Below are 24,921 nucleotides of genomic sequence, written 5' to 3'. Positions count from 1 at the left end.
CCATATTTACTTTTTTTTCATCATTACGTTCTTTTTCATTAGATTCCTGTTTCTTAATGACCTTTCCACAAACACTTTTTCATTCGTATAAGGATCAATTCCTGTATAATAAATCGTAGTACTTAGTGTTCCAGGAGTAGGAGTAAATATTTGAATTTGTTGGGGTTTATAACCTAATTTTGTTTCTATAAACTTTTTGAGATGATCATTCTCACTTTTTCCTTCTCCAGGATGTCCAACTATAAAATATGCTATTACGTATTTTCTTCTTGAATATTTCTCAAACTTACTCTTGAATTCAAGAAATAAATCAATATTAGGTTTCCTCATAATTCTTAATACACTTTCATGAGAATGTTCCGGAGCTAATTTTAACTGTCCCGGAGTAAACTCAGGCAATCTTTTTATGAATTCATTTCCATACCTTTTATCTTTTAAAACTAGATCATGTCTTATTCCTGAAGAAATAAAAACATTCTTTATATTCGGAAGTGATTTAATTGCATACAACAAATCTAGAAAATCTTCATGATCCGATTCATTGTTAGCACATATTCTTGGATACATGCAAAATTTTGTACACTGTCCACGTGTGCTTCTGATATCACACTTAGAATTGTACATATTTGCTGTCGGACCACCAACATCCATAATTGTTCCTTTAAAATCCTTTAGTCTTGAGAGAATTTTAACTTCTTCAAGGATTGATTCTTTGCTTCTAGAAACTAAGTGTGTTGTTTGGTGTTGGGTCAAAGCACAAAATGCACAAGAACCGTAGCACCCCCTAACAGCAGTTATTGAAAATTTTACCGTTTTAATTGCTTTTACTTCACCTTTTCTTAAATAAAATGGATGAACCTTCCTTTCAAAAGGTAATAAATAAATTTCATCCAACATTTTTTGGGATAAAGGATATTGTGGCGGATTTTGAACAACATATCTATTATCCTGTTTTTGTACCAGCTTAAACTTTTTAAAAGGATCAGTAAACATAGTCTGTTTTAAAAACATCTCAGAATATTTTTCTGGATCTCTTGCAACTTCTTCATGTGAAGGCAAATAAATACCTTTAACACTAGATGAAGTCCACCACATTATTCCCCTGATATTTTTGCACTTATCTACATTACCATACTTTTCAAGACATTTAGCAATTTCGAAAGTTGCAAGCTCACCCATTCCGTATACAAGAAGATCAGCCTTTGAATCTAATAATATGGATTTTCTAACTTTATTAGCCCACCAATCATAATGGGAAAATCTTCTTAAGCTTGCTTCAATTCCTCCAAGAACTATTGGAACATTTTTAAAATACTTTCTTATCAAATTAGAATAAACTATTGTAGCCCTGTCAGGCCTTTTTCCACCATATCCTCCAGGTGTATAATCATCCCTTTTTCTCTTTTTACGAGACGCAGTATAATTTGAAACCATAGAATCAACATTTCCTGCTGTAACACCAAAAAATAAACGAGGTCTTCCCAACCTCGTTATTTCATCAGTCTTCCAATCAGGCTGTGCAATAATACCAACCTTATAACCTTTTGATACTAAAAAATGCCCAATTAAAGAAACTCCTATCGAAGGATGATCAATATATGCATCACCCGTTACTAAGATAACGTCTAAATATTTCCAACCCAGCTTATCCATTTCCTCACGTGTAGTTGGTAAAAACAATCACTTTCCCTCCGTAAGCTCTTTGTACATATCTATGTAACTATTATATCTACTTGATTTTATTTTACCATCCTCTACAGCCTCTTTTACACCACAATTTGGCTCATGGATGTGGTTACAGTCTAGGAACAAACAAGAAAATCTACGAAATTCTGGAAATAATTTTTTTAAATTTTCCGGTTTTATTGATGAAATATCTAAATTTGCAAAACCTGGAGTATCTGCAATCCAACCTCCAAAATCAAAATACAATAATTCGATCACCGTTGTAGTATGCCTTCCACGATCCAATTTTTGGGAAATTTCATTAACCTTTAATGAAAGACCTGGATTTATAGCGTTTAACAAACTACTTTTTCCAACCCCTGACATTCCTGCCATAGTAGCTATTTTCCCTTTTAATATCTTCTTTAACTCTTCTATTCCATAACCAGTTTTTGCACTGGTAATTATAACATCATAAATATCACCATAGATATCAACAAAATTTTTTATTTCATCATCGGTAAGCAGATCAACTTTATTCAAAACAATTACAGCAGGAAGATTAGCATTTTCTACAAGCACAAGATATCTATCTAATATTCCTAAAGGTGTTTCCGGAGATTTTAAAGTTGTTACTACAATTACTTGATCAACATTTGCAATTCTTGGTCTCAAAAGTTCATTTTTTCTATTATATATGTTCTCAATTACCCCTTCTTTTTTAACAATAATCCTGTATTCGACTATATCCCCGACTATAGGTCTAATTTTTTGCTCTTTAAACTTACCTCTTAACTTACAAAGAAACTTCTCTCCAGTTTCATAATCCTGAACAATGGCCATATTTGATAAAAATTTTACTACGACTCCTTTTCTTCTCATTGACCTCCTCCTATTTCACCATCATCTACCAATATTTTTATATAATCTCCAGTTTTGATTCTTTTACCGGCACCAGGATATGTTGCTAAAACCCTTCCATCAGGTCCCGGATATCTTATCTTCACTACTTCCACCTTCAAACCCCAATTTTCTAATATTTTAATTACAGTTTTATAATTTACACCAAAAAAATTCGGGATCGTATACTCGTTAGTTTCCATCGATTTCCCAAAAATTCTAACAATTCTTCCCTTTTTTACAACTAATCCAACTTGCGGAATTGTGTTAATTACCTTACCATTTCCAAATCTTAAAACTTTCAAATCGTTTTTTTCTAATATTTTTTGAGCTTCATTAATATCATAACCAATAACATCTGGTATATACGTGATGTTTATTTTCTCTTGGTAATATACCCAACCCAAGAAGGAAAGAACTCCGAAAAATATTCCTAATATAAATATCAAAAAATATTTGACTATTTTGATTTTAACTTCCTCCTTCTTAATTGTCCGCATGCCGCCTCAATATCAGTTCCTTTTTCAACTCTAATTTCACTTTCAATTCCATGTCTCTCAAGAATCTGTTTAAATCTTTCCATAGCCCATCTACTGGGCCTATAAAAATTGGGATTAACAGGATTCACCGGGATTAGATTAACAAAAACACTCAATCCTTTTAATAAGCCTGCCAATCTCTCTGCATCTTCTGGATAGTCATTAAATTCTCTTATCAAAAGATACTCAATTGTAACCCTATTACCAGTTATTTCTTGGTATTTTTTTATTGCATAAATTAATTCATCGACACTGTATTTTTTATTCAACGGTATTAACTCATCACGTTTCGAGTTTGTCGCAGCGTGTAAAGATAATGCCAATCTTACATCAACGTTTCTCTCAGCAAGTTCTATTATTTTTTCAGGAATTCCAACCGTTGAAATTGTAATCCGTCTTTTTCCAATGTTTAACATCTTTTTGTGATTTAACATTTCTACACTCTTTAAAGTTTCATCAAAATTAAGGAGTGGTTCACCCATACCCATGTATACTACATTACCAACTTTAACATTTCTATAAAACTCTATTCCAAGAATTTGAGATACAATCTCCCCGGCTTTTAAGTTCCTAACAAAACCACTTTGTCCTGTTGCACAAAAACTACATTTCACAGGACAACCTACTTGTGTAGAAATGCATGCTGTAACTCTTCCAGTATGAAATAAAACAACTGATTCAATAGTATTCCCATCCGATAATTCCCATAAAAACTTCGTTGTTCTATCAATTTTTGAAATCTGCATATCTAAAAGTTTAGGTATTCCTACGTAGAATTTTTCGACTAGAACTTTCCTTTGTTCTTTGGAAAGATTCGTCATATCTTCAAAATTAAATACCCTTTTTTTATATATCCAATCTAGTACTTGATCCACTCTATACTTTTCAAACCCTAATTTTTCAAATTCTTTGTGAAGTTGATCATAATTAAAATTCAAAATATTCTTCATCATTTTTTTCCTCCCCAATATACTCCTAATATATTTTATCACAAAGTATTTAAAAATCATTGCAAATACTATACGGTATGATTAGAAAAAATGTAAAATCGAAATACAAAAATCAACCTTTATTTTAATTCTCTCAGATGTTAATATGTAAATTATTCTCCATTATTCATGTTTTCATTTGAAAAGTATTTAGTATTAAAATTCCAATGTGTAAGAGATTATTTTCACTTTGTAAATCAAAATGAGAAAGGATTAAGTTGAAAGTTATTACTATTGCAAAGCTGAAAAATTAATTAGAAGATGAAATTATAAACTAATGAAACAATTAACTATCATTGCAAATGATACACTGTTGATATATAGTTTCAAAAAATGCTGATATTATACTATCATGTAGCATAGAAAATATCCCTACTTCTTCTTATTTATTACCTTCAAAAGCAAGAAATGGACTGAAGTGATATAAACTTATTGAAGTATTTACAACATACATATGGGATTAACAATAGAATACTTAGCAGAGAAATATAACTTAACAAGAAAAAAAATAAGACGAATTTGCATGCAACAATCAAATGAAGCAAAAAAAGTAATATAAAAAGTAATCTTCAAAAAAGATGGGACAATAACTGCAGGAATTACCATGGGAATAAATGGTGAAGAAAGTATTATAGTACTTGCAACGAGAAAGCTCTGAAAAAAGCAAAAGTAAGATAGAAGACTTAGAATTAATAGAGCTTAACAAAGCATTTGCAGCACGAAATTTTGTGGTAATAAAGCTGTGGCGTAAGAAATTTGGAGTAAGCAAAGACTAGATACTTGAAAGAACGAATGTAAATGGAGGAACAATAGCCCTTCTTGGGCATCCAATGGGTACTAAATGGAAAGCATCATTCTTTAAACAATTGTATTACTCACAACAAATTATATGACATTCAAATAAAAGGAGAAAAAAAGAGGTTAATTTTTTATTTATTAATTTAAAAATTAGGATTTATTTAACTTGTAATAAATGCAAATTTTTGTTATAACTATAACAAGTAAAGTTAAACATCAAGAAAATCACACAATAAATTTTTAGTTAAAATAAGAAAAAGAAATGGAGGGAGAAGAAATGAATATTGATAGGCTTAAAGAACTTTGCTTAATTCCAGGTATTTCTTCAAGAGAAGAAAAAATAAGAGAAAAAATTATTCAAAACTTAAATCCAAGAAAATATTATGTTGACAAAATAGGAAATCTAGTTATTAGAAAAGGAACAGGAAATAAAAAGATACTTTTAATGGCACATATGGATGAAATAGGCTTTTTGATAACAAGTATTAAAGAAAATGGTAATTTAATTTTGAGAAAGGTTGGAGGTATTCCCGACGAAATCATACAAAGTAGATATATCGAAATAGTCACTAACGAGAAGATAATCCAAGGAGTAATTGGTGCAGTCCCACCTCATTTAAAAAAGGATAATGTAAGTTTCGAACTTGTAGGAAACGTTGGGCTAAATACCAAAGAAGATGTTTTGAATATAGGAATTAATATTATGGATTACGCTGTATTTAAAAAGAATTTTATAAATATAGGTAATTATATTTCTTGTAGAGCATTGGATGATAGATTTGGATGTTTTGTTTTAGAAGAAGTATATAAAAATTCATCACCTAAAAATGAAGTAATTTTTGCATGGACCGTACAAGAAGAAATCGGATTAAAAGGAGCTAAGGCTTTATCAAACGAGCTCTCTGAAATTGATTTAGCTATTGCTATTGATTCTTTTGCCTGTTGTTCAAGGCAAAATCAGCATATAAAGCCTGGTGATGGACCTGTGATAAGGTTTGCTGACAACTCCGGTATAAGCTCATTTTATTATTCAAAAAAGATAGTTGAATTAGCAAAAAAGAATAATATTCCCATTCAATTAGGTACAACAGGTGGAGGAACAGATGGTAGTATATTTGTTGATAAAGGAACTCCATTTGTTGCCTTGAGTGTTGCTGTAAAATTTTTACATTCTACAGTTGAAATGATCCATATTAATGATCTCGAAAATCTTATAAAATTATTAAAAATTATTTCTGAGGAGGAGTTATAGTGGCTTTTTTACTTTATATATTACTATTTGTTTCAGGAATTGGTGCAGGATTCGTAAATGTACTCGCTGGTGGAGGTTCAATGCTCACTCTACCTGTTTTAACTTTGCTCGGTCTTGATATATCTGTAGCTAATGGGACAAACCGAGTTGGCATTTTACTTCAAAATATAATTGCTACAAGGAATTTCAAAAAAGGAAAAGTTCTATCTATTAAAGAAGGAATATTACTCGCCATGCCAGCAACTATTGGTGCGATTTTTGGGACATTTACCGTTTTAAGTATTGATAAAAATCTACTTGAAAAAATTATCGGATTAATATTCCTTTTCATGAGCTTCTTTATATTGTACAAACCTAAAGTTTGGGAAGAAGGTAAAAAGGTTAAAAAAAATTACCTCTTAAGTTTTTTAATTTTCTTTTTTATAGGTTTTTATGGTGGATTCATCCAAGCAGGAGTCGGTTTTTTTCTTATAGCTAGTTTGGTATTTATTGAAGGTAACAATATCATAAAAACTAATGCCTTGAAAGTATTCATTGTCTTATGTTATACGTCATTTTCATTTACAATTTTCCTTTTAAATGGAAAAGTCGATATTTTAAAAGGACTTGTTCTTGCTCTAGGAACAATGATAGGAGCTAAAATTGGAACAACTACCGCATTAAAAAGCGGTGCTAAATTTGTAAGATTTATAGTCTTCATTATGATTGTAATCTCAGCTATAAAGTATCTAATGTCATAAAATTATTTTTCATTATCACTTTTATTTTTTTCATTTTGTGAGATTTCATCCAAAAGCTTATTAATCTTTACACTTGCTTCAATACCCTTATCTTCTATAAATCTTAATTCAGGGGCTACATATAGCCTCGTATTTTTCGCTACATATGTTCTAAAATATCCTTTATACTCTTTCATCATATCCACAGCTTTTTTTCGCATTTCATCATTGCCAATATAACTAATGTATACGTCTGCATATCTCTTATCTTTTGAAATTTCGACTCTTGATACAATAATAAAATCTTTTATTTCGTCAAAATCGGGTTCTTTAATTTTTTGCAAAGCTTCAGCAATTAAATTTCTGATATGAGCTTCGATCTTCTTATTTCTATACTCTGGTCTCATAATTTCGCCTCCAAATTTTTACAAATTACATATATTTTGGTGCAGATATTCCAAGAAGTTTGAATACAATTTCGTATACTATTTTCATTGCACTCAACAAATTCAACCTTGCATTTGTTAAAGAAAGGTTGTTTATATCCAAAATTTTTTCTTTAGCGTAAAAACTATGAAATTTCTCTGATAAGTTATATATATAGTTCGTTAAAATATGAGGAGATAATTTTTCTGTAATATCCTCAAGCGTAAAAGACAGTTCATCAAGTAATTTTATCAAAGTCATTTCATTGTCTTTTACCAACTCTTCTATATTTTCTCTTACACTAAATCTTATTCCCTTTTCTTTTGCCTTTTCAAAAATATTATTTATTCGTGCATAAGCATATTGAACATAAAATACTGGATTATCTACAGTATTTGATTTCGCAAGATCCAAATCAAAATTCAAATGGGTATTAATATCATTCATAACAAAGAAATATCTTGTTGCATCTTTTCCAACTTCATCAATTAATTCATCCAACGTAACAAATTGTCCGAATCTCGTACTCATTTTAATTACTTTGTTCTTCCTTTTTAAAGTAACAAATTGGTGTACAATAAAGTCTAAGAATTTATCGGGTATTTCAAGAGCTTTCATAGAAGCTTTCATTCTTGGAATATGACCATGGTGATCACTTCCAAAAATATCATACACTTTATCATATTTTCGAAGGAATTTATCATAATGATAAGCTATATCTGTTAAAAAATAAGTATATGTTCCATCACTTCTTACCAAAACTTTATCTTCTTCATCAATAAGTGCTGAAACTTTGAACCATATTGCCCCGTCCTTTTCATAAATTAATCCTTTACTTTCAAATTTTGTTAAAATCTCATTTACTAAACCTTTTTCGATTATTGAACTTTCCCTTACAACCGAATCGAAATGATTGTCAAGTTTTGATAAAGTACCATACATTGAATCCAAAATATTATCAACCGCGTATTTCATAAAAATCTTTTCTATTTGCTCATCCCACTTACCAACGTATTTATCACCAATCTCAACACTTAACTTTTTCGCAATATCAATTAAATATGTTCCTTTGTATCCATCTTCCGGAATTTCAAAATGTTTTCCATATAACTCGTTATATCTAACCCAAAGAGATTTTCCAAGAAGTTTTATTTGTCTTCCAGCATCATTTAGGTACATTTCACGGGTTACATCATGTCCTAAGAATTCAAACACATTAGAAAGTACATCACCGATTATTAGTTGTCTTCCATGTCCAACTGTAAACGGTCCAGTTGGATTTGCACTACCATATTCAAATTGTACTTTTTTCCCATTTTTTTTAGCCTTCCAATATTCTTCCCCTTTAGTAAGCATATCATTCAAAATATCAATATAAAAAGTCTTTGAAATTCTAAAATTAATAAAACCAGGCCCTGCAACATTTATTTCAGAAAATAATGGATCATCATTTAATTTTTCAAGGAAAAAATTGGCTACTTCAATTGGAGGCTTCTTAAAATATTTTGAACCAATAAGTGCTATATTTGAAGAATAATCTCCGAATCTTTCATCAGGAATTTCAATATTAAATTCATAATCAAATCCCATTTCAGATTGTATACTTCTCAATCTTTCATATATCAAATTCCTTAACATTTACTCACCTCCAAGTTGTTCAATCAATCTAAGAATATTAGGTACACCCTCTTTCGTGATTGCAGAATAGGGGATTAGTATATATTTGTCCCCTAAAAGTTTTTTATAATATCTTGTCATTCTAACTTTTTCCGACATTTTTAACTTATCAATTTTAGTAAGAATAACAGAAAAAGGTAACTCCAACTCCTTTAACCAATCAAGAATCAATTGATCATTTTTTTGTAATTCATGTCTACCATCAATCAATACAAAAACTAGTTTTATATTCCAACTCCTAACCTCAAAGTAATTTTCAATAATTCTTCTCCATCTCTCTTTTTCAATTGCAGAAGCTTTTGCATAACCATAACCTGGTAAATCCACAAAGTAAAATTTGTTATTTATCAAATAAAAGTTTATTGATCTCGTTTTTCCAGGTTTTTTACTCACACGTGCAATGTTTTGATTTGTTATAATATTGAGTAAAGTCGATTTTCCAACATTTGATCGACCCACAAAGACAAATTCTCCTGCTCGCGGTTCTGGAAATATATCTTTAGGAGTGTATATGGTTTTAAACAATTTAACACTATTTATTTTCACTCACTAATGCCTCCTTTAACACTTCATCTATGTCTTCAACAAAAACAAAATCCATTTCATCTAACACTTCTTTTGGCACCTTTTCAATATCGTATTCATTTAATTTGGGCAAAATTATTTTCCTAATACCTTTTCTGTAAGCGGCTAATACTTTTTCTTTTATACCTCCAACTGGTAGCACTCTACCTCTAAGTGTAATTTCACCTGTCATTGCAATATTGTTTTTTATTGGCACCTTCTTTATTGCTGAAACTAGAGAAGTAACTATAGTAACTCCTGCACTCGGCCCATCTTTTGGAACAGCACCTTCTGGAACATGAATATGTATATCACTCTTTTCAAAAACTTGCGAAAATTTTTCTCCACAAATTCTTTTTGTCAAGCTTAAAGCAATTTTAGCGGATTCTTTCATTACCTCACCTAATTGTCCTGTAATAATTAATGAACCTTTACCAGGAAATAATATACTTTCAATAAATAAGGTCGTTCCACCATATGGAGTCCATGCAAGACCCGTAGCTACTCCTATTGTTGGTTTTTCAAGTATACCTTCTTCTTTTATTCTTGGGGCTCCTAGAAATTCTTTTACACGCTTCTCAGTGATATAGACTCTATTTTTGCCATTCACTATTTCAAGTGCAGCTTTTCGTATAATAGCCCTTATCTTTCTTTCTAGTTCTCTTACTCCAGGTTCAATAGTGTATTCAGAAATAATCCTTTCTATTGCTTTCTCTCTAAATAAAATTTTATTTTTTTCAGTCTTCAACTCATCAAGTGCCCTTGGAACAATATAATCTCTTGCTATATAAAATTTTTCAACATTTGTGTAACTTGGAATTTCTATAATTTCCATTCTATCTTTCAAAGCTTCAGGAATATTGTATAACGTATTTGCTGTAGTAATAAACAATACTTCTGATAAATCGAAAGGAAGTTCAATATACAAATCTACAAATTCTTTATTCTGTTCTGGATCCAAAACTTCTAGTAATGCAGATGCTGGGTCTCCTTGAAAACTAATACCCATTTTATCAATCTCATCGAGTAATATAACAGGATTTTTTACCTTAGCTTTCCTTATTAATTGCATAATTCGTCCAGGTAAAGCACCCACATACGTTCTTCTATGCCCCCTAATTTCAGCTTCATCTCTAAGGCCACCTAACGACATTCTCATAAATTGTCTATTCATTGCTTTAGATATCGACTTACCTAAAGAAGTTTTTCCCACTCCAGGAGGACCTACAAAACAAATAATCGGTGCTTTCATTGTTTTCGACAAATTCCGCATTGCTAAAAATTCTAAAATCCTCTGTTTTGGTTCTTCAAGGCCATAATGATCTTTTTCCAAAAGTTCTTTCGCATGGTTTATATTTAAATTATCTTTAGATTTTTCATTCCAAGGTAAATTTAAAATCCAATCCAAATAATTTCGTATAACATTAGCTTCTGGAGAATAAGGTGACATCTTTTCTAACCTGTTAAGTTCAAATCTCGCTTTTTCCTTTACGAATTCGGGGTAATCGCCTTCTTCTATTCGTTTCTCTAATTCTTTAATTTCTGCATCCTCTTCTCCTCCTAGTTCTTCACGTATAACTCTCAACTTTTCACGTAAAAAATACTCCTTTTGAGATTTTTCAATCCTTTGTTTTACCTTTTGATCTAATTGGTGTTCAATTTCTAAGAGCTCAGTTTCTTTAGTTATTAAAGTTAAAATTTTTTCAAGTCTTTCATACGGATGCAATGTCTCAAGTAAGGACTGTTTTTCTTCCAATGTACCTGGACTTATCGATGCTGCAAGATCAGCAAATACATCAGGATCCTCCATGTCTTCCAAAAACATCAAAGCCTCTGTTGGAAGTTTTCTTGAAAATTGAATATATTTTTGCATCTCATCTCTTACTATTCTCATTAGAGCTATCAATTTTTTCGTTTTTTGATATCGTTTCTTTAATATCTCAATATTAAACTTAAAATATTTTTTATCAAGAGATTTTTTACTTCTTTTTGCTCTAACCAAACCTTCTACAAGAACTTTAAAAGTTCCATCTGGTAATTTCCCTAACTGCATTACTCTAACAACAGTTCCCACTTCGAACAAATCTTTTTCTGTAGGTTCTTCAATAGAAGGATCTTTTTGATTAACAACGAATAACAGTTGATCATAATTTTCCATTGATTCTTCCAAAGCATACAAAGATTTTTCTCTGCCCACATAAAATGGCATCACAGTATTTGGAAAAACAACAACATTACTTCTCATAGCTATTGCCGGTAATATATCTGGAATATTAATTTCTTTTTCATTAAATCTTGAAGCTTTTTTTTCTAGTTTTTCAAATTTTGCTTTCGAATTTTTTGGCATTATTCCACCTCCTTAGCTTGTCAATGATTTCAGCGTTTTCTCCAAAAATTCTTATAATCAAATCTCTTTTATTCCCTTCTTTATGTTTCAATTCAATTTCAACTCTCTCATCAGAAAAATACTCGGGAAATAAGTTAGCCCATTCGATTAAAAAAATTCCTTCTTCGTTTTCTATTTGATCTTCTAAAATATAAAAAAGTTCATTGACATCCGTCAATCTATATATATCAACATGATAAATTAACCTGATCCCTTCATAAATATTTACAATAGCAAAAGTTGGACTACTCACGTCCTCAGGATTTATCCCAAAATTTTCACAAAAAAATCTTACAAATGTAGTTTTTCCAACTCCTAAATCTCCATTTAAAAAAACAAATCTATAACCATCAATATTCTCGGCAATTATTCCTGCTATTTCTTTTAATTCCAAAAGTGTGACATTTTCAATTTTTATATTCTTCATTTTTCACCTTCTAAAAATCAAATTCAAAATTATTGTTAAAATTACACTTAACAGAATCATCGAAGTAATTGGTATAAAAATAACAAAACCTTTCTTTTTTATCACTATATCTCCAGGTAAAGGAAATAACTTAATTTTCTCCATCAGAAACATCAATATTCCGATCGTTAGAAATATCAGTCCCACTATTATCAGTAACTTCCACATTATCTCCACCCCTAAAATACTCAAACGGTAATGATACAGTATCACCATCTTCAGTATAAATGGTCACTCTCGACAGAAACACGTTTACTGTAATTACCTTTGCATCTTTGCCTTTATATTTTATAGTACTTCCTTCATCAGGTATATTTTTTAAAGCATCGATGTAAAAGTCGTACTCGTATCTCAAACAACACAATAACCTTCCACATGGACCAGTAATTTTCGCCGTATTTATCATCATCTGTTGACGTTTTGCGTGTTTCAAAGTAATACTATCAAAATCCCTTAACCAATAAGAACAACAAGATTTTAATCCACATAACCCAAGCCCCTTTATAAACTTCATTTCGTCCCTTGCACCAACTTGTCTTAACTCGATCCTCGTTTTGAATTCCTTAGCTATATCTTTGACTAATTCTCTAAAATCAACTCTATTCTTTGAACTAAAGTATATAACAAGTCTTGATCTTTCCATCAACATCTTTGCATAAAGTATTTTCATATTAAGGCCATGCTTTTTCACTAACTTTTTTGTTATTTCAATTGCTCTTTGAGCTTCTTTCTCATTCTCACTAATAGCTTTCAAATCTTCTTCGGTTGCTTTTCTAATAATCGGTTTCAATTCATATCCGATGTCTTCTATACTCATTTCTCTTTTACCAATCAAAACTTTTCCATAATCTAATCCAAACTCACTCATTACAATTACCGTATCTTTAACATTAATTTTCTCACCATTATCAGTATAATAAATTATTGGCCCTAACGGAGTTAATTCAACTCCATACACTTCAGCAGTCAGAAACATTATAATTAACCTCCTGTATCCGAATTTTTCAATACTTTACATTTTATTATATCACGAAAAGTTTTTAACTACTTGCTCAACAACAAATAAATTCTTCAAAAATGCAAATTAAAAGACGGGGGAACCCGTCTTTTGTGCTCGAATCCATCCATTATATATTATACATTAGAAATAATCATTGTTCAAATCAAATAATTTTTAAGTGTTTTTTAAAATAATATTCCAAAAGTTAGATAAAATTAAATTATAAAGTCTATATAAGTTACATAATATTAATGTATAAATAATATATTTCCTATTCTTTGTTGATATAATATTTATGTAATAATTTAAAAATAGATATTTCGAGTTTCATTCGAAAAAGGAGGGGATAAAATGAAAAAAGTTTTTCTCATTATCATTTCCATGTTTATTCTTCTAATTATCATTCAAGGCTGTTTTAATTTACTTCCTGTTTTAACCGGATCTACTATAAAAGGAACTGCCAAATTTTTTGATAAAAACCTGGGACAACATGGAGGAATCGAAATTTCTTTGTATTCTAATGTTTCAACTGTAACCACAAATACTGATGCAAATGGAAATTACTCTTTCTCAGGATTGGCATTGGGAGATTATATAATTGTTGCTAAAGATCCTTCCAACATTTATTTTCCTGCAAGTTTATCAATTACAATTTCTGCTACTGGTTTATTAAATGTTCAAGACCTCGTTCTTACAAAAGTTGTCAACCATGTAGTTATCTTTCGCGAAGATGAATCTGGTTGGGCAAATGCAGGAGTTCCAACAACTGTTATAGGAGATATACTAAGCAATAACATTGGTATGACTGAAGGAGCGGGTGTCAACCAATTTGAATACAGAAGCTTAAGAGGAGGAACCCCTAATCTTCAATTTAATTTTGGTGATCTTTTAATCATCGAAGGAGATCAACCACAAGATTTTTATGACATTTATACAGCACATAAAAGCACTTTTGATAACTTCATAAACAATGGAGGAATTATGTTATGGGTAGCTGCTGATAATGGATGGGCATATGGTGATTTTACTTCTACGCTTCCAGGAAGTGTAACTTGGAGAGATAGTTATGAAAGCACAAACGATGTCGCAACTTTCAATCATCCAATTACTATAAACTTTCCATCCCAAATGGTAGGAAATTTTGCCAGTCATGGAGGTTTTCAAATAACAAACAATAACCTTATAAATAATGTGGTAATTTATATGCAAGAAACTACTGGACTACTACCAACATTTATAGAATATAGATACGGATACGGAAGAGTAATTGCTACCACAGTTCCTTTAGAATGGTACGTTGAAAATGGTCCTACGGAAGTTCCCCCAAATTACAACTATAACATTAGTTATAAAGATTTATTTGTCCTTATGCTTACTAGAACCATCCGCTACATTATGGGACTTCCAGTATCACCTAATATTCAATAACTTGAATTAGATAATAACAAAACTGAAAAATCCCTAAAAGTTCACAATTTCAAAAAAACAAAAAGCCCCTTAAAAACGGGGCTTTTTGCTTCAATAACGCTGGTGGCGAGGGACGGAATCGAACCGTCGACACGTGGATTTTCAGTCCACTGCTCTACCAACTGAGCTACCTCGCCACCTGTATTCTTTTGGTGGGCGCGGCAGGACTTGAACCTACGACCTCCTGCTTGTAAGGCAGGCGCTCTCCCACTGAGCTACGCGCCCTTCCTGCCCTGGCGCCCCCAACGGGATTCGAACCCGTGCCTCTGGCTTGAAAGGCCAGTGTCCTAGACCGCTAGACGATGGGGGCTCAATGAAGTAAGAAACCAATTAATATGATATCAGAAATCCTACTTTTGTCAAGCATTTGAATTGTTACTTTTAACTGACAACTGAAAAAATAAGAAGTTAATAATTATCTTTTACACATTTTCCATATGTTATAATAACTTTTGATTTATAAAAATCTGTTGTGGAGGTTATTAAATTGATATACGATCCAGAATTTTTAGATAGATACCATGAATTACAAAGAAAAAGAAGCGTAATAATTAGTATTCTAAAAAATATTAATTCAATAAATCTGAATAATTACAAAATCTTAATCAAAAATCTCGAAGGAAGACTAAAAGATAAACTTAAAAAACTAGACATTAGTTATTTTTCTTTATACACCGCAAATCTTTTATACGGTAAAGGTGCTTTAAAAGCTAGATTAAATCTATTCGAAGAAATTGGTATTATGCCAAATGAAATTGCTGAGATTTTATTCTGGGCTAATCCTCAAAAATATCCTTTTCCAAATTTTCAGAAAAAATACTCAAAACACTTTATAGAAAGTGAGCGAAATCGGTTAAAAAAAAGCAACCTTGATGATTTTTTACAATTATATGCCTTAGATACATACAAAAACGCAAAAAATGATTTTTTAATTGAGATTATAACAGAAATAAACTCCTTAAAAATTTACGAATTTGAAAAAATCACATGGCTTAGAGAATTAATATTTGAATTGAACCCCATCTCGAGACAAAAAATCAAAGATTCCATTAATATCAATGAATATATTGAAAAAGCTCTATTTTCTAAACCTGTTTGTGAAGTAATCCTCGACGGAAATAATATTATTTATTGGACCATTCCCCCATCTCTAAACAATATCGAAAAGGTTATCTGGCAATTATCTCAAATCAAAAAACTTTATTTTCCCTTTTATATAGTTTTTGATAAAAACGTAAGGTATATGTATAAAAGCCATATTTTCAATTTTCCGAATGTTTATTTTCATTCACCTGCTGATGAACTAATAATTAATCTTGCAATTTCAAAAAAGGCAAAAATTATTTCAAGAGATAAATTTAGAGATTGGGATGTAAATCTCAAAAAATATTTACTAAATATTGATATCTAAAAAATTACATATCATCCAAATTTAACTTCAACGCATAAATATCAGGTTCCTGCCCCTCTTCATAAACTGAAAAGAACAAGATACCATCACCATACGCTGGATAAAAAACATCATAGTTTAAATCCGGAGTTAAACAAGTAACCGAACCAGTTTCAAGATTTTTCATCCAAATTCTGTAAAGTCCATCTCTATTAGATGTGAAGATCATGTGAGTTGCATCTATAATTACAGGATCATGTTCGTTATAAAAAGTATCTTCAACCTTATAATTCTCACCATCTACATTCTTATATATTCCAAAATTGGCTCCTTGAAGAGAGGTATAATATATTTCAGTATTAAACACCTTTGGAGTAAACACCATTGCACCAACTGTATTTACCTTCTGAATCTGACCAGTTTTTATGTTCTTTTTTATCATAACATTTCCAGTTTCAGTATCTTGAATATACAATACCGTATTTTCATCGTACCATTCAGGGGAGTAAGCAGGAAAGTTCCCCTTTGAAATTCTCTTGATTTTTCTTGAATAATTTGGATCGCCAAAAGGCATAACATAAATATTCCAAAAACCATGAAGAGAACCTTGAAAAAGAATACTTTCACTATTTGGTGAAAATTTTGGATAATACTCACTACTGCCAAAAACTGGTAATAATTTTATTTTGTTTGAAAAAATATCTATGTATGCTATATTTCTATTTCCAGCTAATCTGTCAGTAATAAATAAAAACAATCCATTTGAATAATCGCCGTATTCATCTACTCCAGGATAATACGTAAGTCTCAAATATCCCGAAAAATCCTTTGTTTTCAACCTATGTATAGCCAACTTCTCAAGAGGATAGTAAATAATTTCCATCAAAAAAGTTTTATAACTTTTATAACCTTCAGGAGAATATATCGAACTTACAAGATAATCTCCATCCTCATAAGTTGCTTTGTAAACATTATCAGTTGCATTATAACTGAGATAAAGATTTACATATTCATCACATGTAGCTTCTGTAGCAGCATTAATAAACAATACATTTCCATACTCTAAGTTTTCTTCCAAAACTTTTTTTGCATCCTCAAAAACTGCTTGTGTTTCTGTACTTAGAAATGTAATCACACCAATCGTATATGTATGTTCATTCGCATCTATTGAAAATGCCGTTAGAAATAAAAGAAAAGAAAGAAATAATATAGTTACCTTTTTCACTATTTCACACCTCCAAAATACTTAGCGACCAATTTATCAAGTTCCTCTATTTCATCAATTTCAGGGTTATCAAGCTTTTTACAAAACAGCTCATTCATGATTTTTCCTATTAAAGGACTAGCTTTTAAATTGTATTTTTTGATCACCATATTTCCTGAAACTTTTTCAAGTTTAGTGTTGAAAACTCTTCTCAAATAATCAAACAAGTATTTTCGGTCTTCTCGATCCAAATATGCGACAATATGTGCAGCAGTTTCCGAAACAGGTTTCCCTAATATTTTATATAACTCAGAAAATTTTACCCTTTTTTCAACCATTTCTTTTACAAATCCAACCTTCTTCTCGGTAACCTTTAAATCATCTGCAAATTTCTTGGGAATACCATATTTTTTCACAACTTCTTTTAGTGTCTGTTCATCATAAAATTCTAGCAAAATTCTCAACACACAATAAAACTTATTAATCTGGCCATATATTTTTTCTAATTCCTGAAACCCTGCAAATAATCTCTTTAATTTTTCTTCCATAACCTTAGTATAATATGTTTTTGCAAAGATATGATTTAAAATTTTTAAGTTTGCAAGCCTTTTAATTGCATCCAACGGCTTTTTCTCTTCTAAAATCTTTTCTAGTTCTTGCCTCACTCTTTGCCCAGTCACCTTTTCTAGGTATCCTTCCTCAAGTGTTCTTTCAAGCAATTCCAAAGTACTTTTTTCGATATTAAAACCAAACCTTTGCTCAAACCTTACCGCCCTTATTATTCTCGTGGGATCTTCTATAAAACTCAATTTATGTAATACGCGTATTATTCCTTTATTCAGGTCATCTCTAGAACCAAAAAAGTCATATAAAACCCCAAAATTCCCTAAATTTAACTTTATTGCCATTGCGTTAATCGTGAAATCTCTTCTATACAAATCTTTTTTTATCGTACTTATATCCACCAAAGGCAATTCTGCTGGCCTTTCATAATACTCTGTTCTTGCAGTTGCAATATCTATCCTATAACCATCTTTAAAAAAAATAGAGGCTGTAAGAAATTTTTCATAAGAAACCATTGTAGCTTCTAGTTGTTTTGCCACATATTTAGCATATTCCAAACCGTCACCTTCAACAACAATATCCACATCAAAATTTTCGATTCCTAGTAATAGATCTCTAACAAATCCCCCAACAACATACACTGGCATATTTAATTCCTCTCCATATTCTCCAAGAAGCCTAAGAAGGTTTATTAATCTTTTAGGTAATCTTTCAAACATTAAATCTTTTACATCCTCTGTATCCTCTTTTTTTAGAACAAATCTTGCTCTTCTTTCAGAATTTGTGGCTCTCAACAAATCGGAACGTGTAATGATTCCTACTAATATGTTGTTTTTATCTAATACTGGGACTCTCCCTATATCGTTTTCTAACATTATCTCTCTTATTTTTTGAACCGAAGTGTCAATTTCTACAGTAATTAATTTTGTATTCATTATAGATTTTACAGGTCTGTCTTCCAAGTTGTGATTCATTGCTTTGTCAACTGCCTTTCGTGTCACAATACCAATGAGTTTATTTTTCTCAACTACAGGCAATCCTCCATGACCTGTTATTTGCATAATTTCATATGCTCTTTTTATTGATTCATTTGCAAGAATAGTTCTAACTGGATACGACATAATATCCTTAGCTCTCAATGAAGGAGTTACACATTCAGGAAATTTTTCTTTAATTTTATATATTACTTCATCAACTGAAACATTAACAAGTGTTGCAGAAGCAGCTCTTTCATGTCCGGTACCATCAAAAAACTCCATTAACTTTTTAATTCTCACATCTGGATTTTTAGTTCTTCCAACTATATAAGTTTTTTTGCCCATTCTAACCACAACAATTAAAGTATCATCATTTGTAAAATCCCATAATTTGGTAGTTATGACATTCAAACCACCAATAAACTTTTCTATTTCAGCTTTAGAAATTGTTAATTCATAATCCTGAATTACAAATGATTCCAAATTTTCTTGTAAAATCCTCAACAAATTTTTCTGTTCAGCGTTCAATTCTAATGTAGTAAACTCGTGGATTATATCAATGTTTGCTCCATTTTCAATCAAAAATTTTGCTACTTCAAAATCTAATGGTGAAGTTGTATTATATAAAAAATTACCTGTATCTTCGTATATTGCTATAGCAAAAAGTGTCGCTTCTCTTTCGTTTAGGACTATATTTCTTTTCATTATCTTTTTGACAAAATAGGTAGTTATAGCTCCTACGTTAAAACTATTAATTTCCAACCTATTATCAACATTTTTGATATCAGGGTGATGATCATAAACTAAAATTTCTGCATCTTTAGACATTTCCAAAATTGTTTTTCCAACTCTACTTAAAAGAGAATTGTCAACAATTACCAATTTTTCTATTTTATTTTTCCATTCACTTTCATTTAAGTATTTAAACTCAAATAATCTGAGAAATTCTTCAAGATTTTGTTGAATTTTTCCACTTATAACAATTTCAAAGTCAGGATTCAACTTTTTGTAAGCATAAGCAGCTGCAAATCCATCAAAATCGGGATTTTTGTGGGTAGTTACTACCTTCAAGTTACCACTTCCCGTCTTTTTAGCTGATTAATTGTTGCAGTTGTAATTTCAACATCTTTGTCCAAAGTTAAGAGGGCATAAAATAATTCGTTTTTTTTGTGAAAAAAATTCTTTTTTAATTTTTCTACAATTGGTTTCCACGAACCACAATTTATATAATATTTTGGTTTATTATCCACATCAATTATTTTAAAATTATTGTGATGTATATGCCCCATAATGACCCCATTAACATCACCTATTTCTTTCCCATCTTCGTATCCAACTAAATATTCTTCCAACTGCATTTTTCCCGAAAGAATCTTTTTGGCTTTTTTTAACAAATAATCAGTTTTCTTAACTTTCCTTATGTTCATAATTAAACGAACCAATAACTCTCCAAATTTTATACCTCCAAACCTATTTAAAAATACTTTAGAAAAAATACTCAAAAAAGGATAATTGTTCTTCATCCATTCCTTGGCTTCTAAACTCCTCATCATTTTTAAAAATTCAGTTATCCACATTTCAAATAAATCTATGCTCAAATCATACGTTTCCATTATTACTTCAAACCAATTAAATAAATCAAGAGTAGGTCTTACGTTATCATATTCTTTTATTACATATTGTGGAACAAAATTTTCAATTTTTTTATCAAAATTACTCATCATATACCTAACAATAAAATCACCCAAAGGCGGGACAATCTCACCATTTTTTTTGTTTATGGCAAATTTATTTACAGGATCAAATTGATTTCCATGAATAACCAACAATTTCACATGTTCATCATAAAAATATGGTTCAACTTCCAAATTTGGGATTAATTCCTTCAACTTTTCTTGAAGTTTCAAATTTTTTAATAGATAATAATCATGGTTTCCAACTATATAATGTATTTTATTATTTTTTGCAAAATTTCTTAATGCATCAAATACTTTGCGATGCTTTTTTTCAATATCTATAATAATATCCGGTTCCAGTTTATTTATTAATTCTTCAAATTCAATTAAACCAAACTTAGAAACCTTTGATGTTTCCAATAATTCAAAACCATCTCCAACTATAAACAATTCCACTTCGCTTAAAGATGAAAAATCCTCCAAAGTTTTTTCAAAAACTTTATCAAATTCAAAATCATCTTTTGCACTTCCATCTCCTATATGTAAGTCACTTATAAACAAATACCTTTTCATACAACCTCCTATAGCTTAAACAATTTATCAGGTTTTATATAATATAACTCTATATTTTCCAATTCATATCTATATCTTGAGATTATACTTTCTACTTTTCTCAAATATCTTCCAGAAATATGATAGAGAATTAATTTCTTTATTTTTGTATCTTTTACTAATTCTACAATATCTTCGATAGTTGCATGATTATTGTATTTCCTATCGTTTTTGTTTAAAAACGTACATTCGTGGAATAGTATTTCGGTATCTTCTATATCCTTCTTTTTCAATAAATATGTATCACCAGAAAAAGTCAAAATTTTACTGTTATACTTTTCAGTTATATAATCACTTCCATATAATTTAGCTAATTCTGCAATCTCATTTTGAGATAAATTTTGAAATTCTTTTTTTAATTTTTTTCTTTCTTCAAAGACATGATAACCAAAACTTTTTTCATTTTGTGTATGCTTTACTTTGAATGCTCTTATAAACTTTTTATTTTGTTTCGAATCACGCAAAATGATTTCACTACCATCTTCAATAGGATAAATATTCAAATTGAACCTTAAATCTGAATTAACTTTTCGAATAAAAGTTAAATATTCCTCTATCCCTTTGTTCCCCTTCGGATAGTATATACTTAAATCTTTTCCTCTATCTCCCATTGCATTATTTCTTGTGTTAATTAACGACCATAAACCAGAAATATGGTCTACATGACCATGTGTTAAAAATATATGTTTTATTGCATAAATTTTATTATTCATCATAGTAGATACACCTTCTCCTGCATCAAACAAAATTCTTTCAGGAGAATAATAAACCCACGTTGTATATAAAGCTTTTGAATAGCCTATTATATTCAACTTTTAACCTCCTGTACAACTTCTACTTTTATAATTCCTGAAACTCCACCAGGCAATTTGACAGTAACATCATAGAGCCCCAATTTTTTTATAGGTTTATCTAAAACTATCCACTTTTTATCCACATATTTTCCTGTCTTTTTAAAGACTGCATTTGCAATATCAGCACTAGTTAGTGCACCAAATAATTTTCCACTACCTCCAGCTTTTACTTCTATCTTGTACAATTGTTTTTGAAATTGTTTTAACAACTCCTGGCTTTCCTTCTTCAACTCTTTCTCCTTTTCAAGTTGTCTTTGTTTTTCAAGTTCTAATTTCTTTAAAATTTCTGGTGTTGCCTCAACAGCTAATTTTTTGGGAATTAAATAATTTCTTGCATATCCATCAGAAACATTCTTAACTTCTCCCTTTTTTCCAATTTTATGAACATCCTTTAACAAAACAACTTTCACTTTTTCACCTCCTTGAATTGTATACCGCAACTCTATCATTACCTGAATAGTCCTTCAACACTTTCCAACCCATTTTCCTAAAGAAATCCCCCTGATCATGACCTATCTCCAATATTACAATTTTACCAGATAAGTTATACATATTTAAGAATTCTTTGTAAAAATCTAAACCATCTTCACCTGCAAATAAAGCTTCTCTTGGTTCCCAAAATAATTCTTTTTGAAGATTACTATAAATTTTTACATAGGGCGGGTTGGAAACAATCAACTCTAAATCATTATAAATTTTTTTAAAAGGCTCTAAAAATGAACCCTTTTTCAATACTAATCTATCTTTCACTCCTAACCTTTCGGCATTTATACTTGTAACTTTTATCGCTTTTCGAGAAATATCTGTACCATATCCAAAAGTAGCTGTTTCACTCAAAATACTGATTATTATTGCTCCACTACCAACCCCAATTTCACAAAATTTTTTTATGTTATATTTTTTTATATAAGTTATCGCTACTTCCACTAAGAATTCCGTTTCATACCGTGGAATAAAGACACCTTCCTCAATATAAAACCATCTTTTAAAAAATTCTTTTCCTTTTGTTATATATTGTAAAGGATAACCTTCTTTTCTCATTTCTATCAACTTGATAAAACTTTCTTCGTATAATTCATACTCAGGATGTGCTATAATAAACTCCTTATTTTTATTAATAATACTGCAAATAATAAGATGGGCTTCCAACTCAGGAAGCCCATTTTCTTTTGCGATTTTCAAAGCTTCTTTGATTTTCATATTCCTAATTGACCTCTCACCTCTGGATCGATTCTATCGGGTGTCCAAGGAGGATCAAAAGTAAGTTCAACTTTTACTTCGTTCACTCCCTCTATTTCCCTTAATTTTGTCTCCGCATCTTGCATTATCATACCCGCTAAGGGACACATAGGAGTAGTCATAGTCATTAAAACATATACATTGTTTTTCTCGTCAACTTGTACATCATATATCAATCCTAAGGAAACTACATCCAATCCTATTTCAAAATCAATAACCTCTTTTAACTTGTTCCAAACGGCTTCTTTTGTTACTTTATCCATCAACTCACTCCTCTCAAAGCAATGATTCAATTAAACTATAAAATTCCTCAGCAATTTCGTTCGATTTTTCTAAATTTGGCCCTTCAACTAAAATTCGAATAACAGGTTCTGTCCCAGACGGTCGAATAATTATCCTATAATCTTTATACTCCTTAATTTTTTCAAATACAAGTTTATTTTTGTAAATTTCTTTATTCTCTACTTTTAAATTTAACATTACCTGTGGATAATCTGGTATCACACTTGCAAGCTCAAATAAAGATTTACCCGTCTTTGTAATGACACTTAATACTTCTAATGCCGTAATTAAACCATCTCCTGTTGTAGTTCGATCCAAATAAATTATGTGTCCACTTCTTTCTCCACCTAAAACAAAACCATTGTTTAGCATTTCTTGTAAAATATACCTATCGCCAACTCTAGTTCTAATCACTCTAATACCATTATCTGTTAAATATTTTTCTAATCCCATATTTGAAAGAATTGTTAACACAACTGTATTTTTTGAAAGTCTGTTTTCGTTTTTCATCTGACAAGCAGTAATACCTAAAATTTTATCTCCATGAACTTCTTCTCCTGACTCATCAAGAAAAATACACCTATCGCCATCTCCATCATGAAGAATTGCAATATCTCCATCTTTTAAAAATTTCCTTGCGTGTTCAGGATGAGTAGAGCCACAATTATCATTAATGTTAAATCCATCTGGTTTATTATTAATTACTTTTATTTTTGCACCAAAACTTTCTAATATCATCGGATTTAAATTGAAAGTCGCTCCATTTGCTGTATCTATTAATATCTTTATACCATTCAAATTCAAATTTGGATAAAGTTTATGAATATAATTTACATACTCTTCTATTGCAAATTGGTAATCAATCACCTTTCCTACTTCGCTATAATTCACATATTTTATATTTTTCATTTCATTTTCAATTCTTTCTTCAATTTCATCAGGTAGCTTATAACCTTTAAATATGATTTTTAAGCCATTGTACTCAGGGGGATTATGAGAAGCAGATATCATTATACCAGCTGAGTCTTCTAACTTAGTTATTAAAGCCAAGGCAGGAGTAGGCATTATACCACATCTATAAACATCTACTCCTGAAGAAACTAAACCTGCAATTAAAGCAGATTCAAGTAAATCTCCTGTATTTCTCGTATCTTTTGCTACAAAAACCCTACCATCAATAATTCTACCAACAGCGTTCCCCATTCTAAATGCTAAATCTGGAGTCAGAAATTCGTTAACAACTCCCCTTATTCCATCTGTTCCAAAAAGCTTCAC

Annotated in this window: 23 protein-coding genes and 3 tRNA genes; 4 read left to right on the top strand and 22 right to left on the bottom strand. The window is 30.4% G+C overall.

What is annotated here, in order from left to right:
* Positions 1–6: 6 nt before the first annotated feature.
* From BUB65_RS01435 to rlmN, 4 genes are read right to left on the bottom strand one after another with little or no spacing between them, the layout of a single operon-like run.
* On the bottom strand, positions 7–1,680 hold the full coding sequence (locus BUB65_RS01435; protein ID WP_073071346.1) for a YgiQ family radical SAM protein: 1,674 nt from the start codon (positions 1,678–1,680) through the stop codon (positions 7–9).
* Complete coding sequence (gene rsgA, locus BUB65_RS01430) at positions 1,681–2,547, bottom strand: ribosome small subunit-dependent GTPase A (protein WP_073071344.1); 867 nt, start codon at positions 2,545–2,547, stop codon at positions 1,681–1,683. It abuts the gene before it with no gap.
* Complete coding sequence (locus BUB65_RS01425) at positions 2,544–2,972, bottom strand: PASTA domain-containing protein (RefSeq protein WP_159429129.1); 429 nt, start codon at positions 2,970–2,972, stop codon at positions 2,544–2,546. The genes rsgA and BUB65_RS01425 overlap by 4 nt, the downstream gene beginning before the upstream one ends.
* A 53-nt stretch (positions 2,973–3,025) precedes the next feature.
* The gene (rlmN, locus tag BUB65_RS01420; RefSeq protein WP_073071749.1) at positions 3,026–4,054 is read right to left on the bottom strand and encodes a dual-specificity RNA methyltransferase RlmN; all 1,029 of its coding nucleotides are present in this window, start codon (positions 4,052–4,054) and stop codon (positions 3,026–3,028) included.
* 1,114 nt (positions 4,055–5,168) lie between these two features.
* Between rlmN and BUB65_RS01415 the strand changes: the two genes are divergently transcribed.
* Both BUB65_RS01415 and BUB65_RS01410 read left to right on the top strand, forming a co-directional pair.
* A complete protein-coding gene (locus BUB65_RS01415) occupies positions 5,169–6,143 on the top strand; it encodes a M42 family metallopeptidase (protein WP_073071340.1) in 975 nt (324 codons plus the stop codon).
* The gene (locus tag BUB65_RS01410; protein WP_073071338.1) at positions 6,143–6,883 is read left to right on the top strand and encodes a sulfite exporter TauE/SafE family protein; all 741 of its coding nucleotides are present in this window, start codon (positions 6,143–6,145) and stop codon (positions 6,881–6,883) included. The genes BUB65_RS01415 and BUB65_RS01410 overlap by 1 nt, the downstream gene beginning before the upstream one ends.
* 2 nt (positions 6,884–6,885) lie before the next feature.
* Here the strand turns inward: BUB65_RS01410 and rbfA are convergent, their stop codons facing one another.
* From rbfA to BUB65_RS01375, 7 genes are read right to left on the bottom strand one after another with little or no spacing between them, the layout of a single operon-like run.
* Positions 6,886–7,269: a 30S ribosome-binding factor RbfA gene (gene rbfA / locus BUB65_RS01405; protein WP_073071336.1), complete on the bottom strand. Its 384-nt coding sequence runs from the start codon at positions 7,267–7,269 to the stop codon at positions 6,886–6,888.
* A gap of 25 nt (positions 7,270–7,294) precedes the next feature.
* On the bottom strand, positions 7,295–8,926 hold the full coding sequence (gene argS / locus BUB65_RS01400) for an arginine--tRNA ligase (protein ID WP_073071333.1): 1,632 nt from the start codon (positions 8,924–8,926) through the stop codon (positions 7,295–7,297).
* On the bottom strand, positions 8,927–9,511 hold the full coding sequence (gene yihA, locus BUB65_RS01395; RefSeq protein ID WP_073071331.1) for a ribosome biogenesis GTP-binding protein YihA/YsxC: 585 nt from the start codon (positions 9,509–9,511) through the stop codon (positions 8,927–8,929). It abuts the gene before it with no gap.
* Positions 9,498–11,876 carry an endopeptidase La gene (gene lon, locus BUB65_RS01390; RefSeq protein ID WP_073071328.1) on the bottom strand — a complete coding sequence of 793 codons (2,379 nt, stop codon included), beginning with the start codon at positions 11,874–11,876 and terminating at the stop codon, positions 9,498–9,500. The genes yihA and lon overlap by 14 nt, the downstream gene beginning before the upstream one ends.
* Positions 11,848–12,342 carry a tRNA (adenosine(37)-N6)-threonylcarbamoyltransferase complex ATPase subunit type 1 TsaE gene (gene tsaE, locus BUB65_RS01385; protein WP_073071326.1) on the bottom strand — a complete coding sequence of 165 codons (495 nt, stop codon included), beginning with the start codon at positions 12,340–12,342 and terminating at the stop codon, positions 11,848–11,850. The genes lon and tsaE overlap by 29 nt, the downstream gene beginning before the upstream one ends.
* Before the next feature lie 3 nt (positions 12,343–12,345).
* Positions 12,346–12,486, bottom strand: coding sequence for a DUF2905 domain-containing protein (locus BUB65_RS01380; RefSeq protein ID WP_234946701.1), 141 nt, complete (start codon positions 12,484–12,486; stop codon positions 12,346–12,348).
* Positions 12,473–13,357, bottom strand: coding sequence for a PSP1 domain-containing protein (locus BUB65_RS01375; RefSeq protein ID WP_073071322.1), 885 nt, complete (start codon positions 13,355–13,357; stop codon positions 12,473–12,475). The genes BUB65_RS01380 and BUB65_RS01375 overlap by 14 nt, the downstream gene beginning before the upstream one ends.
* Before the next feature lie 375 nt (positions 13,358–13,732).
* On the opposite strand from BUB65_RS01375, the gene BUB65_RS01370 reads away from it, so the two are divergent.
* On the top strand, positions 13,733–14,809 hold the full coding sequence (locus BUB65_RS01370) for a hypothetical protein (protein ID WP_073071320.1): 1,077 nt from the start codon (positions 13,733–13,735) through the stop codon (positions 14,807–14,809).
* Positions 14,810–14,909: 100 nt separating this feature from the next.
* Here BUB65_RS01370 and BUB65_RS01365 read toward each other — a convergent pair.
* The 3 genes from BUB65_RS01365 to BUB65_RS01355 form a co-directional block, all read right to left on the bottom strand.
* Positions 14,910–14,985: transfer RNA gene (locus BUB65_RS01365), tRNA-Phe, on the bottom strand.
* 13 nt (positions 14,986–14,998) lie between these two features.
* Positions 14,999–15,073, bottom strand: a tRNA-Val gene (locus BUB65_RS01360).
* 9 nt (positions 15,074–15,082) lie between these two features.
* Positions 15,083–15,158: transfer RNA gene (locus BUB65_RS01355), tRNA-Glu, on the bottom strand.
* 177 nt (positions 15,159–15,335) lie between these two features.
* Between BUB65_RS01355 and BUB65_RS01350 the strand changes: the two genes are divergently transcribed.
* On the top strand, positions 15,336–16,259 hold the full coding sequence (locus tag BUB65_RS01350; protein WP_073071318.1) for a hypothetical protein: 924 nt from the start codon (positions 15,336–15,338) through the stop codon (positions 16,257–16,259).
* A 4-nt stretch (positions 16,260–16,263) separates the two neighbouring features.
* On the opposite strand, the gene BUB65_RS01345 is transcribed toward BUB65_RS01350, so the two are convergent.
* Genes BUB65_RS01345 through glmM form a run of 8 tightly spaced genes read right to left on the bottom strand, consistent with a single transcriptional unit; the run spans position 16,264 to position 24,921 of the window.
* Positions 16,264–17,463, bottom strand: a complete 1,200-nt coding sequence (locus BUB65_RS01345) for a TolB family protein (RefSeq protein WP_073071316.1) — start codon at positions 17,461–17,463, stop codon at positions 16,264–16,266.
* Positions 17,463–20,054 (bottom strand): CBS domain-containing protein, encoded by a 2,592-nt coding sequence (locus BUB65_RS01340; protein WP_073071313.1) that lies wholly within the window; start codon positions 20,052–20,054, stop codon positions 17,463–17,465. The genes BUB65_RS01345 and BUB65_RS01340 overlap by 1 nt, the downstream gene beginning before the upstream one ends.
* Positions 20,051–21,232, bottom strand: coding sequence for a UDP-2,3-diacylglucosamine diphosphatase (locus BUB65_RS01335; RefSeq protein WP_084727989.1), 1,182 nt, complete (start codon positions 21,230–21,232; stop codon positions 20,051–20,053). The genes BUB65_RS01340 and BUB65_RS01335 overlap by 4 nt, the downstream gene beginning before the upstream one ends.
* Positions 21,233–21,240: 8 nt before the next feature.
* Positions 21,241–22,083 (bottom strand): MBL fold metallo-hydrolase, encoded by an 843-nt coding sequence (locus tag BUB65_RS01330; RefSeq protein WP_073071311.1) that lies wholly within the window; start codon positions 22,081–22,083, stop codon positions 21,241–21,243.
* Positions 22,080–22,535, bottom strand: a complete 456-nt coding sequence (rplI, locus tag BUB65_RS01325) for a 50S ribosomal protein L9 (protein WP_073071308.1) — start codon at positions 22,533–22,535, stop codon at positions 22,080–22,082. The genes BUB65_RS01330 and rplI overlap by 4 nt, the downstream gene beginning before the upstream one ends.
* Before the next feature lie 4 nt (positions 22,536–22,539).
* The gene (locus tag BUB65_RS01320; protein ID WP_073071306.1) at positions 22,540–23,325 is read right to left on the bottom strand and encodes a HemK/PrmC family methyltransferase; all 786 of its coding nucleotides are present in this window, start codon (positions 23,323–23,325) and stop codon (positions 22,540–22,542) included.
* Positions 23,322–23,627 carry a metal-sulfur cluster assembly factor gene (locus tag BUB65_RS01315; protein ID WP_073071303.1) on the bottom strand — a complete coding sequence of 102 codons (306 nt, stop codon included), beginning with the start codon at positions 23,625–23,627 and terminating at the stop codon, positions 23,322–23,324. The genes BUB65_RS01320 and BUB65_RS01315 overlap by 4 nt, the downstream gene beginning before the upstream one ends.
* 13 nt (positions 23,628–23,640) lie before the next feature.
* The gene (gene glmM, locus BUB65_RS01310) at positions 23,641–24,921 is read right to left on the bottom strand and encodes a phosphoglucosamine mutase (RefSeq protein WP_073071301.1); all 1,281 of its coding nucleotides are present in this window, start codon (positions 24,919–24,921) and stop codon (positions 23,641–23,643) included.

It is taken from the genome of Thermosipho atlanticus DSM 15807, assembly GCF_900129985.1.
Lineage (GTDB): Bacteria > Thermotogota > Thermotogae > Thermotogales > Fervidobacteriaceae > Thermosipho_A > Thermosipho_A atlanticus.
The sequence above is the reverse complement of the archived record's forward strand: the minus strand, read 5'-3'. Positions and strand labels throughout refer to the sequence as shown.